Here is a 12405-nt window from a genome sequence, read left to right on the forward strand (position 1 = left end):
ACTAAGTCTGCTAGAGTAGGCTTTAAAAAATGGGGTTGGCGCTGCTCGTGTCAACAATAGACGGAACGATAACACGACTTTTCTGATCGTTGATGTGCAAAGGTGAAAAACACAGAATAGGCTCTAAGAACCTGCTTGAATAGACTTCTTGCAAAACCCTAGCTCGTTATGTGAAGTCAAGGAGCAACTGCATAGTACATGCGAGTATATGAGGATCGCGAGCACTAGGTAACGCAGAATTTGCAGCACGTATTTGCAAACACATAGTAATTTTTGTAAGAAGTCTAATAAGCCAGGCCAAGCAAGATGTTACTCACCTTCTCTCAATGAATAAGGTAGAGTCCGTACTTTTAGCATACTGCTGCTGTCATCTCGCACCCGCAACACGGTGTCTTCAGTTAAATCGTTATTCAATACCGCCTGAACCCAAAGGGTATCATCACTTAGTTGTATTGCTGATAATACGCTGCCAGTTCTACGCCAATGCGAGCCCAACTGCCACTCTAAATTTTCTCCGGCAATAGGAACCCGATTAGCATTGCCGGCTAACCAATATAACGCTCGTTTATTGGCGCCACGGTATTTTGCCCTGGTTACCATTTCTTGACCGGTATAACAGCCTTTGGTAAAACTGATACCGCCCAAAGCTTGAATATTTGTCGCCTGAGGTATAAATAATGCGCTAGTTTCCGCATCGATCAACGGAAAACCCGCCTCTATATCCAATGCCAGCCACTGTTGGCTGTCATTAAACTGTGTCGTGGTACCCAATTTCGCGACTAACTGTTGTTTTTGTATAGTGTCAGTAACCAGTAAAAAACGTTCCGTAGGCTGAGTGAAATGTAATATTGTGGTCATGTCTTGCTGCACAACTGGATGCTCTACCGTTGGCAGTTCAGAAAAAACATCTGCCAGTGCCTCCCTAGCGGCAAGTCCAGCAACACCCAATAATTTAGCATCCTTGTCTGCAGCCAGGGTGACTTTGGAAAAAATTGCATATTTTTTCAATTCTTCTAATTGATTATTCAATACACTACGACGTTCAATAAATGCTAACCCTTCTCCTCGATGTAACAAACGTAGATTGCTCCACATTTTTCCTTTGGCATCACAATGGGCGGCGATCACATGTTGCTCAGCTGTCACAGCTGCTACATCGACGGTTATTTGGCCCTGAAGGTATTTCACCCTATCGGGGCCTTTTACTGTTACCAAACTCCAATCATCAAGTGAAATCAGTGTCAAGGGTAATTGAGACGAAGCTTGAGGTTTTTGTGCAGAAAATGGAATTTCACATGTCATATTGTTATATCCTACCGGTGTAGCGTTTTTTCCATGATAAAAGAGCAAACCGGCTTTGCAAACTATTATCCAATGGGTTTATGCTATTAGCAGAAATAATTTTGAGGCAATCAAGATATGAATATCGATAATAAAACGCGTATCCATTGGGCATGCCGTCGTGGGATGCGTGAGCTGGATCTTTCTATTATGCCATTTTTTGAATACGAGTATGATACGCTCGATGATAATGACAAATGTTTATTTATCCGTTTACTCAGTAGTGACGATCCGGACCTGTTTAATTGGCTAATGAATTATGGAGAATCACCGGATTACGAATTACAAAGGATGGTCAAACTGATTCAGATGAGAAATAAAGCCCGTGGTTCTGTGGCAATCTGAACCACGGATCTCAGGACGCAGCCAGTTGTTTTCGCTGTTGCTGTATATCGTGCTGATATTATCGCTTTTATCCGCACCTTGGCCGGTGGGATACCAGCCTCTTGGTTTGCTGCTGCTGGCAGCGATTGTATTTGAGTATATCCGCCAGCAGAAAAAAAGGGTTTCTTCTTCGTCTATCGTCAAATTTAAAGCTGATAATTTACTGGAATGGGATCAGCAAGAACGGTATATCAGTCAACCTGCTCGGATCACACGCTACGGTGTACTGCTTGCGCTAAAACACTCAGATAACAAGAAACATCAACGTCTGTGGTTAGCGTCCGACAGTATGACAGAAAAAGAATGGCGTACGCTCTGTCAGTTACTTCGAGAGTCATCCGATTACCATTAGCAAGATGACAGAGGCCGCCCACTAAAACCGTTAGTCTAATTTAACGCCGATACGTCTAGCGACCTCTTCATAAGCCTCAATGACATTACCCAGATTTTGACGAAAGCGATCTTTATCCATCTTTGCTAAGTTCTTTTTATCCCACAGGCGGCAACCATCGGGTGAAAATTCATCTCCCAGTACCACCTCACCTTCGAATAAACCAAACTCTAGTTTGAAATCCACAAGAATAAAGCCAGCATCGTCAAACAATTTACCAAGAATGTCATTCACTCGGTAACTCAGTTCTTTCATACGCTCCAGGTGTTCTTTACTCACCCAACCGAAGGTTATGCAATAGGATTCATTAACCATTGGATCGTGCATTGCATCATTTTTTAAAAAAAGATCAAACAATGCAGGTTTCAGCTCTAAACCCTCCTCAAGACCTAATCGTCTAACCAGAGAACCCGCTGCCCGATTACGGATCACACATTCTACTGGGATCATGTCCAGTTTTTTGACTAATACTTCGTTATCTGAAAGTAACTTTTTTATCTGTGTTGGAATTTTTTTTGTTTCAAGTTTATCCATAATAAAACAGTTAAATTTATTATTGACCATGCCTTTGCGGGCAAGTTGTTCAATACGCTGACCATCCATTGCTGATGTATCGTTACGGAATTCCAGCACTAACAGATCAGGATTTTCGGTGCTGTAGACAGTTTTAGCTTTTCCACGATACAACTCAGCTAATTTCTGCATCTTTACTAACTCCAGTAGTGTGGTTATTTTTGACAGAGAAACCGTAGCTTCTTTTTTTGTTTTACGTCGATATTTATTTTGTACCAGTCTGGTTAAACGCCGCCTGGAGCACCACGATCAGTGAATCATTTTGCTGTTGGTTTAATGTATTCCCTTTAGAATCAGTAAACTGTAAGCTACTACGGTTACCAAGATCACCCACTTGAAGCTTATAATCACCTATTTTTAGTGCAGGATCTTTCGTACCTAACGCATCCCAATCACTGTTGCTAATAGCTCGGTAAGTCACCGTAATCGCACCTTGTGAACGACTGTGATCTCCAACTTTCATTCCTATTTTGCTCAGTGCCGCCGGCAAGCGTTGCCAAACCGTGGCATACGGTGCTCGTACAATAAGCGCCGGTAAACCACTGTCGTCACTACCACTTTGTACATCCAAGCTACCTGCCCCGCGGGCGACCTGATTATTTTCAGTATCAGTACGTATTTTATACAACCCTTGAACTAAAGTATTTAACATGGCGACGTTGTAACGCTGTACTTTGATGCCATCAGTAACTGGATTATTTGCTTGACGTAAACCAAGCGATTTTACCAGCAATGCTGATTGATATCCCTGTTGTTGCACACTTATCTGGTAACGACCGGCGAACTGTTCCTCTTCATTTTCGTCGGCTCTGTTCCATTTTACCCAATCGGTAATCAGTGTTTGATTTGCGTCCTGACGGCTGGCTATTGGCAGGTGATTATTTTCAACAATACGGCTAACCTGCGTCCATAAATCACGATTCTGTGGGCCATTTTCTAACAATAATTTGCTAGTATCCGCAGTATATTCTGTGCGAGCGCCATTTAATAATACCAAGGGTTGTACCGGTGGACGAATATCTAGTTGCTTTCCAACAGCACCTTGCTGCGATCCCTGCGGGATGTCATAGGTAGCGTTTCGCAACGGCAAGATCATACCAGCAGGCACCTTCAGTGGTTTTTGTGCAGCTGTGTCGAGATAGGACTCATCACCACTCACCTGACGTTTATAACGTTGATCCATCGAACATGCTGCTAATAGCATAACCAATAAAACAGCGACACCCCTTATCGCCCTATTCTTTGTTCGCGATATAGCCGTTTGCGATACAGTTGTTTGCAATATAGCCATTAAAATTTTCCTAAGAGTTAAAAACCAATGCAGCATCACGAGATAGTGAATAAATTTCAAGCGGTCCTGCGCTTTGCAACGCTTCTTCTACTACCCGCTGGTTGACGTCAGTCAGTGACATCAGAGGCGGACGTAAAGTATCAGCGGCTATTAAACCCAGACGCTGACAAGCCCATTTAACTGGAGTGGGATTCGATTCGACAAATAAATACTGATGCAGTGATCCCAAACGCTGATTTAAACCCCGGGCGGCAGCAAAATCGCCTTGTGTGGCATACTTACAGAGATCCGCCATTTCACGAGCGGCGATATTTGCCGTTACTGACACAATCCCTTTGCCCCCCAATTGCATAAAATCCAGGCCACTCCTATCGTCACCACTTAGCAAAATGAATTGTTCATCAACCAATGCTTGTATCTGGCTCACACGGGTTAAGTCTCCTGTTGCTTCTTTCAGCGCCACAATATTTTTAATTTCAGCCAATCGAGCCACTGTCTGCGGCAACAAATCACACCCAGTACGTGAAGGTACATTATATAAAATTTGGGGCAGATCGGTACTCTCAGCAATCTTCTTAAAATGCTGATATAGACCTTCCTGTGTGGGGCAATTGTAATACGGCGTGATCGTTAGACAACCAGCAACACCTTTGTTTTGAAACCGTTGGGTCAGTGATATTGCATCTTCTGTTACGTTAGAGCCAGTACCTGCTATCACGGGGATACGACCCCCAGCCCGCTCCACTGTTTTCAATACGACATCGACATGCTCGTCACGTTTAAGCGTTGCGCATTCTCCAGTCGTACCCATAGAGACAATCGCCTTAGTACCACTGGCTACATGATAATCGACCAATTTCTCTAGGCTCTTGTAATCAACCTTACCCTTTTCGTCCATCGGTGTTATCAGTGCAACTATACTTCCCGTAAACATTTGCTATCCCCTTTACAGACAAGACATATTACGCAACCTAACTTCAACTTGATGGCCTGGCACAAACATCGCAACCAGCTTGTCTCCATCTATCGTAAGGAAAGCTATCTAAGAACCTGTTCGAAATCTCTTGTCTCACCGTGTTTTGGTCAAGTAATTCGTCAAAAACGCGCTTAAAATGCTCCTTTACTCCCTTTACTCTCTTTCGTTGCATGCAAAGAGTAAACTGTGCTTTTCAGCCCATTTTTTCCTCGTCTGAGCACAGCGAAAAAGATTTGTAACAGGCTCTAAAAATAAATCATTTAAAACAAATAGCTGAACTACACACTAATAAATAATAGATACAAAAAGGCAACAAAACACGACCTTTTGCTCACTATTTATTAATAAGTTGTGTTTTGTCGTCTTATCTATTCGTTTTAAATGGGTTATTTTATATGGAGTAATTGGTTGCAGTTTATGCCCCAAGTTCTAGTGGCAGTAAAGTATTCTTTGTAAGGCTAAACATTGTGCAAAGACTCGTTGTCGCTACACTGCTTTTCCTTGCAATGACCGTAAAGGTATAAACTGTGGTTAGTTAGTGTAATACCATGCTGCTCGGCGATATTTCTCTGACGTTTTTCAATAAACTCATCTCTAAATTCAATCACTTTTCCACAATTCAGGCAGATCAAATGATCATGATGTTGTTGTTGTGCCAGTTCAAAGACAGATTTGCCGCCTTCAAAATTATGACGGATAACGATACCGGCACCTTCAAATTGATTAAGAACACGGTAGACGGTCGCCAAACCAATATCTTGACTCATATCGAGCAGCTTTTTATAGAGTTCCTCCGCACAGATGTGATGGCAGTCTGGATCTTGCAATACTTCCAAGATCTTGAGTCTCGGGTGTGTCACCTTGAGACCGACTTTCTTTAATGCTGTATTGTTATCAGTCATGCGGTTCCAGCCCTATTACCTATTAAAATATACCCGTGCCCCATTATAGAACCGCGTAGTTCAAAATGAAAACAACAAGTGATTAGCACAGAAATTAATGACATATCTTGCACTATTTTTCTACACCATAGGCTAAGGTTGTACAACAAGTTTATTCAGTTCGTCCAGGTTCAGTTCTTCACTAATTTGTTTTACCCAAGTCTTAACACGTTCCTCGGTCAGTTCCGGCTGCCGATCCTCATCAATGGCGAGACCAATAAAATGTTTATCATCGACCAAACCTTTAGAAGCTTCAAAATAATAACCTTCGACCGGCCAATGACCGACAATAGTCGCGCCACGAGACTCAATGATATCGCGTACAGTGCCCATAGCATCGCAGAAATATTCGGCATAATCTTCTTGATCACCACAACCGAATAGAGCAACGAGTTTTCTGCTAAAATCGATTTCTTTCAATGTTGAGAAAAAATCATCCCAATCACACTGCGCTTCGCCGTAATACCAGGTTGGGATGCCAAGCAGAAGAATATCAAATTTTTCTAAATCTTCTTTACTGCTTTTAGCAATATCATATACCTGGGCAATCTCTTGACTGAGTTGCTCTCGGATCGTCTTGGCAATATTCTCAGTGTTGCCAGTGTCACTGCCAAAAAAAATGCCTACCATTGCCTCTACCTTGTTAGTTTGTATTGCACTGGCAATATAACACATTTCAAATTGTCTCACTTGTCGTGGTTGTAAAATTCCCACCATGTCTCAATTTGTCGTTGAATGCCTGCAGCATCGAGACCATATTCGGAGCGTATTTCATCTTGCTCACCTTGGGAAACAAATTTGTCGGGTAAACCGATATTCAGTATCGGTAATAACTTTCGTTTGGCCATTAATAGCTCATTGACGCCACTGCCGGCACCTCCGCTGATAGCATTTTCTTCCAAAGTCACTAACAGTTGATGGCTGGCAGCCATATCTAGCAACAATTCTTCATCCAAAGGCTTAATAAAACGCATATCGACCAGGGTGGCATTGAGCTTATCTGCTACTTGCTGTGCTTGAGGTAATAAAGCACCGAAACTGAGAATGGCAATTTTTTCCCCTGTGCGTCGCACTATCGCTTTACCGATAGGAAAAACTTGCAAGGATTGCAGTTCAACACCAGTACCGCTACCTCGTGGATAACGCACTGCCACTGGAGCATGATGTAGATAACCGGTATGCAGCATTTGACGGCATTCGTTCTCGTCGCTTGGTGCCATAATCACCATGTTAGGAATACAGCGCATGAAAGAAAGATCAAAGGCGCCTTGGTGTGTTTGACCATCAGCACCGACTAAACCTGCTCGGTCGATAGCAAAAAGCACCGGTAGTTTCTGTATCGCGACATCATGGATTAATTGGTCATAAGCCCGCTGTAAAAAGGTAGAATAAATGGCTACTACCGGTTTATAACCACCAATGGCAAGACCCGCAGCAAAGGTCACTGCGTGTTGCTCGGCAATGGCGACATCAAAATATTGTTGTGGGTATTCGCGTGAAAAACGAACCATGCCTGAGCCTTCACACATGGCGGGCGTGATCGCCATTAATCGATCGTCTTTTGCGGCGGTTTCACACAGCCAGTCGCCGAAAATTTTGGCATAGGTAGGGGGGCCACCTTTGCTTTTAGGCAAAGCACCTGCTTGCAAATTGAATTTAGGCACTGCATGCCAGCTGATAGGATCCAGCTCTGCTGGGGTATAACCTTTGCCTTTTTGGGTCATGATATGCAAGAGCTGTGGACCTTTCAGGACACGCATCTTTTTCAGAGTACTCATCAGCATGGCAAGATCATGTCCTTCAATGGGGCCAATGTAGTTAAATCCTAGCTCTTCAAATAGTGTCCCAGGTATTACCATTCCTTTTAAATGTTCCTCGGTGCGTTTTAGTAACTCTTTGATCGGTGGTAATCCTTCGAATACCTTTTTCCCATTGTCCCGCAGCGTTGCATAGCACTTACTTGATAACAATTTAACTAAATAGTTATTCAAGCCACCGACATTTTCTGAAATTGACATTTCATTATCATTGAGTATCACTAACATATCAGTATCTATCTCTCCGGCATGATTCATTGCTTCAAAAGCCATGCCTGCCGTGATAGCACCATCACCGATGACACAAACTGTACGTCTCCCTTTGCCTTCTCGTTCTGCAGCTACCGCCATGCCAAGCCCAGCACTTATCGAGGTTGAAGAATGACCGACAGAAAGCACATCATATTGACTCTCCTCACGACAAGGAAAAGGATGTAGCCCCTCTTTTTGTCGGATCTTTGAGATCGCTTCGCGGCGACCCGTCAGGATTTTGTGTGGATAAGCTTGATGCCCGACATCCCAGATTACATTATCGAAGGGAGTGTTATAGACATAATGCAACGCCACAGTCAGCTCAATGACGCCTAACCCTGAGGCAAAATGACCGCTGGAAACGCTGACACAATCGAGTAAGTATTGCCGAAGCTCTTTACACAATTGTGGGAGGCGATCTTGAGGTAATAAGCGTAGCTCTGGCGGATCCACCGCCAGAGCTAATGTCGGGTATTTAGCTGTATCAAAACTCATTGGCTGCTCATGTCAGGCTGTTATATTTTTTAACTAATTATTGCGTTTAATGATGAAATCTGCCATCGCATGCAATAATCCAGGGTCATAGGACTGTGCTGTCAGGCTATCGAGAGCCACGAGCGCTTCCCGATAAAGATCCTCGGCTTTTATTCTCGCGGTGTCAAAACCAAGCAGTGCCGGGTAAGTACTTTTACCCAATTGTTGATCAGAACCTTGCTGTTTACCAATTCTACCAGTCTTACCAATAATGTCTAAAATATCGTCCTGTACTTGGAAAGCTAAGCCGATCGCTTCAGCATACTCGTCCAGTAGTGATAAGGCATTTTTCCCTCTCTCTCCTGCGGCTAATGCACCGATACGTACGGCGGCACGGATCAAAGCCCCGGTTTTATTGCGATGAATTTGTTCTAACGATGTCAGTGAAATTTGGCAATTTTCGGACGTGATATCCAATGATTGCCCAGCACACATGCCCGCAGCACCGCTAGATTGTGCAAGTTCAGATAGCATTGCAAGGCGATCTTCAAGGGTAACATGCGGCATCGGCTTATCAATCAGGATAGAAAACGCCAGTGTTTGCAGGGCGTCGCCAGCCAAAATAGCATCGGCTTCGCCAAATTTAATATGGCAGCTTGGCTGTCCACGGCGCAAATCATCATCATCCATTGCTGGTAGATCGTCATGAATTAATGAATAAGCATGTATGCATTCAATCGCTGCTGCTGCTGCATCCAAGCTGTTGAGAGACAGGCCAAACATTTGACCGGTAGCGTAGACCAAACAAGGACGTACCCGCTTACCACCAAGTAGGGTGCCATAACGCATCGCTTGCACTAGCTGGCTGTTTTGAAAAGGTAGCTCATTGATAAAATTTTTCAGCGCTTGATCAACACGCTGTTGATAGTCTGTGAGCTGTGAGTTGAGGTCAGACATGATATTTATTCTTAAACCTAGCTTGTGGGGGAGAAATCAAAGTGCACAGCATGCCGCAATTTATGCATTGAGTGTACAAAAATTGCCAGCACTGCGCTACATAGCCGGTCTATCGGGCTTCTTCAGGATCAGCGATAAAGGGAGTTAGCGGTTTCCCTACATCATCACTGAGCAAAATTTGCACTCGTTGCTCAGCCTGTAGCAGCGTCTGCTGGCTTTGTTTAGCCAATTTCACCCCGTGTTCAAACTCATTTAATGCATTTTCAAGTGGTAATTCTCCTGATTCTAAACGCGTCACTATTTGTTCTAGTTCGTTGAGTACTGTTTCAAAACTGGCGGTTTTATTTCTATTGTTAGCAGAAGTTGCCCGCTGTTTTGCAATAGACTCTGATGAGGTAATTTTTTTTGGCATAATAATATCGTCGTCATCATGATAAATAGAGGAATCCACGCTCGAAACGTGCCACTGTCTATTCTAACTGATAAAAGAGCGTCTGACATTGATGGTCTTGGATCTCCTCTGCAGATGCTAGATTAAATTTCAAGAGATTGCGTTGTGTCGCCAGTAGTAGAAAATCTCCATTTGATAAGCTGGTCATCGCCAACCCATAGCTGCCCATGTTTTCTTTTGCACCTTCCACTTCTTCTGCCAGTAAGCGAAACACACCTTGTTGTTGCAATTCATTGACTCTGACCCGTCTAGCAATGTAATCATGATTGAGTAAGCCACCAGGCAACCGTTGCCATTGTGGTTGAAAGCTTGCTTCAAGATTGGCCAGCTTGGCCTTTACCTTAGGTGATAGGCAGGATATATGAATATGTAATTGGTTTTGACTGCGACCATATTGAGAATTAATCGCTAGTGAAATATCTGCATCCATAATGGACGAGCCGTACTTGTTAGCCATAAATTTTCTGGCTTGCCAGGCTTGAGCAAAAAAATTGGGTGTTGTGGCCACAAGGAGTTCCGGGCTTTCAATCCCAGTAATTTTTGTAGTCGGTATCAACAGGTATTGTAGTGGACCCTGGCGATCTTTATAGACCACGAACCCTGCTTTTTTATTTACTTCGCTACAGGGTGCGGGATTATTTTTTTGTTCCTGATTAGGGATACACTGCTGACTAATGATTTTCCAGAGTGTATTTGAATGCCTCATTAGCCCTAACCACAGCGCGCAAACCACGATTATTGTGATCAACATAAACAGGTGACAGACCCGACGAATCGATAAGTGAAGCATCAACAAATCCTTTAACTACATAATACGCCAGCTTTATTACAAAAAAATAGGGTACATAAAACCGCCGTTACGCCGAATGCTCAATACCCAGTTTTGATCTGCCAAGTGTCACGTAGACTAACAGTACGGTTAAACACGCGTTTTCCAGCTAGGCGATGCTGACTGTCGACGCAAAAATAACCCTCGCGTTCAAACTGGTAGGTTTGTTCAGGGGTTGCATCCGCTAAATCCGGTTCAATAAAACCCTGACGAATAATCAAAGATTCGGGTTAATTGTTGCTATAAAATCGTCCGCCGTACCAGGGTTTGCTACATTAAAAAGGCGATCATATAAACGGATTTCTGCCGGTAACGCGTAATCGGCAGCAACCCAATGAATGACACCTTTTACTTTACGGCCATCCAGTGGATCCTTGTTTAGTGTCTGCACATCATAGCTACAGTAGACTGTGGTGATGTTACCTTTTTGATCTTTTTCAACACGCTCTGCTTTGATGACATAGGCGTAGCGCAAACGCACTTCTTTACCCAGCACTAAACGTTTGTATTGTTTATTAGCTTCTTCGCGAAAATCCGCCCGATCGATATAAATAATGCTATCGAAAGGCACCTGACGATTGCCCATTTGTGGATTATTTGGATGATTAGGCATGGTTAATTGTTCTATTTTGGGTGCCCGGTTTTCGATGATAATTTTTAGCGGATCCAAAACTGCCATTGCCCGTGGTGCATTTTTATTCAAATCGTCACGAATGCAAGACTCTAATGCTATCATCTCGACATTGTTATCTTGCTTGGTCACACCGATACGCCGACAAAATTCACGGATCGACGCCGCAGTGTAGCCGCGACGACGTAGACCTGAGATAGTCGGCATACGCGGATCATCCCAGCCTTCAACGATATTTTTAGTCACCAACAGGCTCAGTTTGCGTTTCGACATGATAGTGAATTCAAGATTCAGGCGAGAGAATTCGTATTGACGTGGACGACACTCAATATTGATATTATCTAATACCCAATCATATAAACGACGGTTATCTTGAAATTCAAGGGTACAGAGTGAGTGTGTGATTCCTTCCAATGCATCGGAAATACAGTGAGTGAAGTCATACATCGGGTAGATGCACCACTTATTACCCGTTTGATGATGTTCGGCAAATTTAATGCGATATAACACCGGATCACGCATCACCATAAAAGGTGATGCCATGTCAATTTTGGCTCGCAGACAAGCGCTCCCTTCAGTAAAGTCACCTGCTCGCATTTTTTCAAATAACATGACATTTTCTTCAATAGGGCGATCACGAAATGGACTATTTCTACCCGGAGACGTCAAGGTACCACGATATTCGCGTATTTGTTCACCATTTAATTGATCAACATAGGCTAGGCCTTTTTTAATTAATTCAAGCGCATATTCATACAATGAATCAAAATAATCGGATGAATAATGTACCCTACCACTCCATTCAAAGCCTAGCCACTGTAAATCACGTTTGATTGATTCGATATATTCAACATCTTCTTTTACTGGATTAGTGTCGTCAAAACGTAGATTACACTGTCCCTGATAGTCTTGAGCTATACCAAAGTTCAGACAAACAGACTTAGCATGACCAATATGTAGATAACCATTTGGTTCAGGTGGGAAACGAGTATGTATCACAGCATGTTTACTACTGGCTAAATCTTCATCAATGATCTGACGAATAAAATTATTGGGGCGGGCTTCAGCCTCACTCATCATGCTGTTCCTCAATATTA

12 protein-coding genes and 1 pseudogene are annotated in these 12405 nt (G+C 43.2%); 2 read left to right on the top strand and 11 right to left on the bottom strand.

Translation table 11 applies throughout. The annotated features are described in order from the left end of the window. Positions 1 to 309: 309 nt before the first annotated feature. Positions 310 to 1302, bottom strand: coding sequence for a tRNA-modifying protein YgfZ (ygfZ, locus tag CCS41_RS05365; protein ID WP_119797312.1), 993 nt, complete (start codon positions 1300 to 1302; stop codon positions 310 to 312). Positions 1303 to 1419: 117 nt separating this feature from the next. Between ygfZ and sdhE the strand changes: the two genes are divergently transcribed. After that, positions 1420 to 1686 carry an FAD assembly factor SdhE gene (gene sdhE, locus CCS41_RS05370; RefSeq protein ID WP_072550621.1) on the top strand — a complete coding sequence of 89 codons (267 nt, stop codon included), beginning with the start codon at positions 1420 to 1422 and terminating at the stop codon, positions 1684 to 1686. After that, complete coding sequence (locus tag CCS41_RS05375; RefSeq protein WP_072550622.1) at positions 1667 to 2077, top strand: protein YgfX; 411 nt, start codon at positions 1667 to 1669, stop codon at positions 2075 to 2077. Before sdhE ends, CCS41_RS05375 begins: the two co-directional genes overlap by 20 nt. A 30-nt stretch (positions 2078 to 2107) precedes the next feature. Here the strand turns inward: CCS41_RS05375 and purC are convergent, their stop codons facing one another. From purC to glnS, 10 genes and pseudogenes are all read right to left on the bottom strand, one after another. Continuing rightward, positions 2108 to 2821 (bottom strand): phosphoribosylaminoimidazolesuccinocarboxamide synthase, encoded by a 714-nt coding sequence (purC, locus tag CCS41_RS05380; protein WP_072550623.1) that lies wholly within the window; start codon positions 2819 to 2821, stop codon positions 2108 to 2110. 73 nt (positions 2822 to 2894) lie between these two features. Beyond that, positions 2895 to 3980, bottom strand: coding sequence for an outer membrane protein assembly factor BamC (bamC, locus tag CCS41_RS05385; RefSeq protein WP_072550624.1), 1086 nt, complete (start codon positions 3978 to 3980; stop codon positions 2895 to 2897). Between the two features lie 10 nt (positions 3981 to 3990). Continuing rightward, the gene (gene dapA, locus CCS41_RS05390) at positions 3991 to 4914 is read right to left on the bottom strand and encodes a 4-hydroxy-tetrahydrodipicolinate synthase (RefSeq protein WP_072550625.1); all 924 of its coding nucleotides are present in this window, start codon (positions 4912 to 4914) and stop codon (positions 3991 to 3993) included. Between the two features lie 500 nt (positions 4915 to 5414). Then, positions 5415 to 5858, bottom strand: coding sequence for a ferric iron uptake transcriptional regulator (fur, locus tag CCS41_RS05395; RefSeq protein WP_072550626.1), 444 nt, complete (start codon positions 5856 to 5858; stop codon positions 5415 to 5417). 132 nt (positions 5859 to 5990) lie between these two features. Then, positions 5991 to 6572: a flavodoxin FldA gene (gene fldA / locus CCS41_RS05400; protein ID WP_072550646.1), complete on the bottom strand. Its 582-nt coding sequence runs from the start codon at positions 6570 to 6572 to the stop codon at positions 5991 to 5993. Between the two features lie 11 nt (positions 6573 to 6583). Further along, the gene (gene dxs / locus CCS41_RS05405) at positions 6584 to 8461 is read right to left on the bottom strand and encodes a 1-deoxy-D-xylulose-5-phosphate synthase (RefSeq protein ID WP_072550627.1); all 1878 of its coding nucleotides are present in this window, start codon (positions 8459 to 8461) and stop codon (positions 6584 to 6586) included. 33 nt (positions 8462 to 8494) lie between these two features. Continuing rightward, a complete protein-coding gene (gene ispA, locus CCS41_RS05410; protein ID WP_072550628.1) occupies positions 8495 to 9397 on the bottom strand; it encodes a (2E,6E)-farnesyl diphosphate synthase in 903 nt (300 codons plus the stop codon). A gap of 109 nt (positions 9398 to 9506) precedes the next feature. Further along, positions 9507 to 9809: an exodeoxyribonuclease VII small subunit gene (xseB, locus tag CCS41_RS05415; RefSeq protein ID WP_083429626.1), complete on the bottom strand. Its 303-nt coding sequence runs from the start codon at positions 9807 to 9809 to the stop codon at positions 9507 to 9509. Positions 9810 to 9867: 58 nt separating this feature from the next. Beyond that, positions 9868 to 10638 carry a CDP-diacylglycerol diphosphatase gene (locus CCS41_RS05420; RefSeq protein ID WP_072550629.1) on the bottom strand — a complete coding sequence of 257 codons (771 nt, stop codon included), beginning with the start codon at positions 10636 to 10638 and terminating at the stop codon, positions 9868 to 9870. Between the two features lie 80 nt (positions 10639 to 10718). Continuing rightward, positions 10719 to 12385 (bottom strand): annotated as a pseudogene (gene glnS / locus CCS41_RS05425) (glutamine--tRNA ligase). Between the last annotated feature and the right edge of the window lie 20 nt (positions 12386 to 12405).

Source organism: Candidatus Fukatsuia symbiotica, assembly GCF_003122425.1.
In the GTDB taxonomy this organism is placed as follows: Bacteria; Pseudomonadota; Gammaproteobacteria; order Enterobacterales; family Enterobacteriaceae; genus Fukatsuia; species Fukatsuia symbiotica.

Coding starts and splice junctions, on each gene's coding strand:
- ygfZ (WP_119797312.1), bottom strand. CDS start 1,302: ATGACATGTGAAATTCCATTTTCTGCACAAAAACCTCAAGCTTCGTCT.
- sdhE (WP_072550621.1), top strand. CDS start 1,420: ATGAATATCGATAATAAAACGCGTATCCATTGGGCATGCCGTCGTGGG.
- purC (WP_072550623.1), bottom strand. CDS start 2,821: ATGCAGAAATTAGCTGAGTTGTATCGTGGAAAAGCTAAAACTGTCTAC.
- bamC (WP_072550624.1), bottom strand. CDS start 3,980: ATGGCTATATTGCAAACAACTGTATCGCAAACGGCTATATCGCGAACA.
- dapA (WP_072550625.1), bottom strand. CDS start 4,914: ATGTTTACGGGAAGTATAGTTGCACTGATAACACCGATGGACGAAAAG.
- fur (WP_072550626.1), bottom strand. CDS start 5,858: ATGACTGATAACAATACAGCATTAAAGAAAGTCGGTCTCAAGGTGACA.
- fldA (WP_072550646.1), bottom strand. CDS start 6,572: ATGTGTTATATTGCCAGTGCAATACAAACTAACAAGGTAGAGGCAATG.
- dxs (WP_072550627.1), bottom strand. CDS start 8,461: ATGAGTTTTGATACAGCTAAATACCCGACATTAGCTCTGGCGGTGGAT.
- ispA (WP_072550628.1), bottom strand. CDS start 9,397: ATGTCTGACCTCAACTCACAGCTCACAGACTATCAACAGCGTGTTGAT.
- xseB (WP_083429626.1), bottom strand. CDS start 9,809: ATGCCAAAAAAAATTACCTCATCAGAGTCTATTGCAAAACAGCGGGCA.
- CCS41_RS05420 (WP_072550629.1), bottom strand. CDS start 10,638: ATGCTTCACTTATCGATTCGTCGGGTCTGTCACCTGTTTATGTTGATC.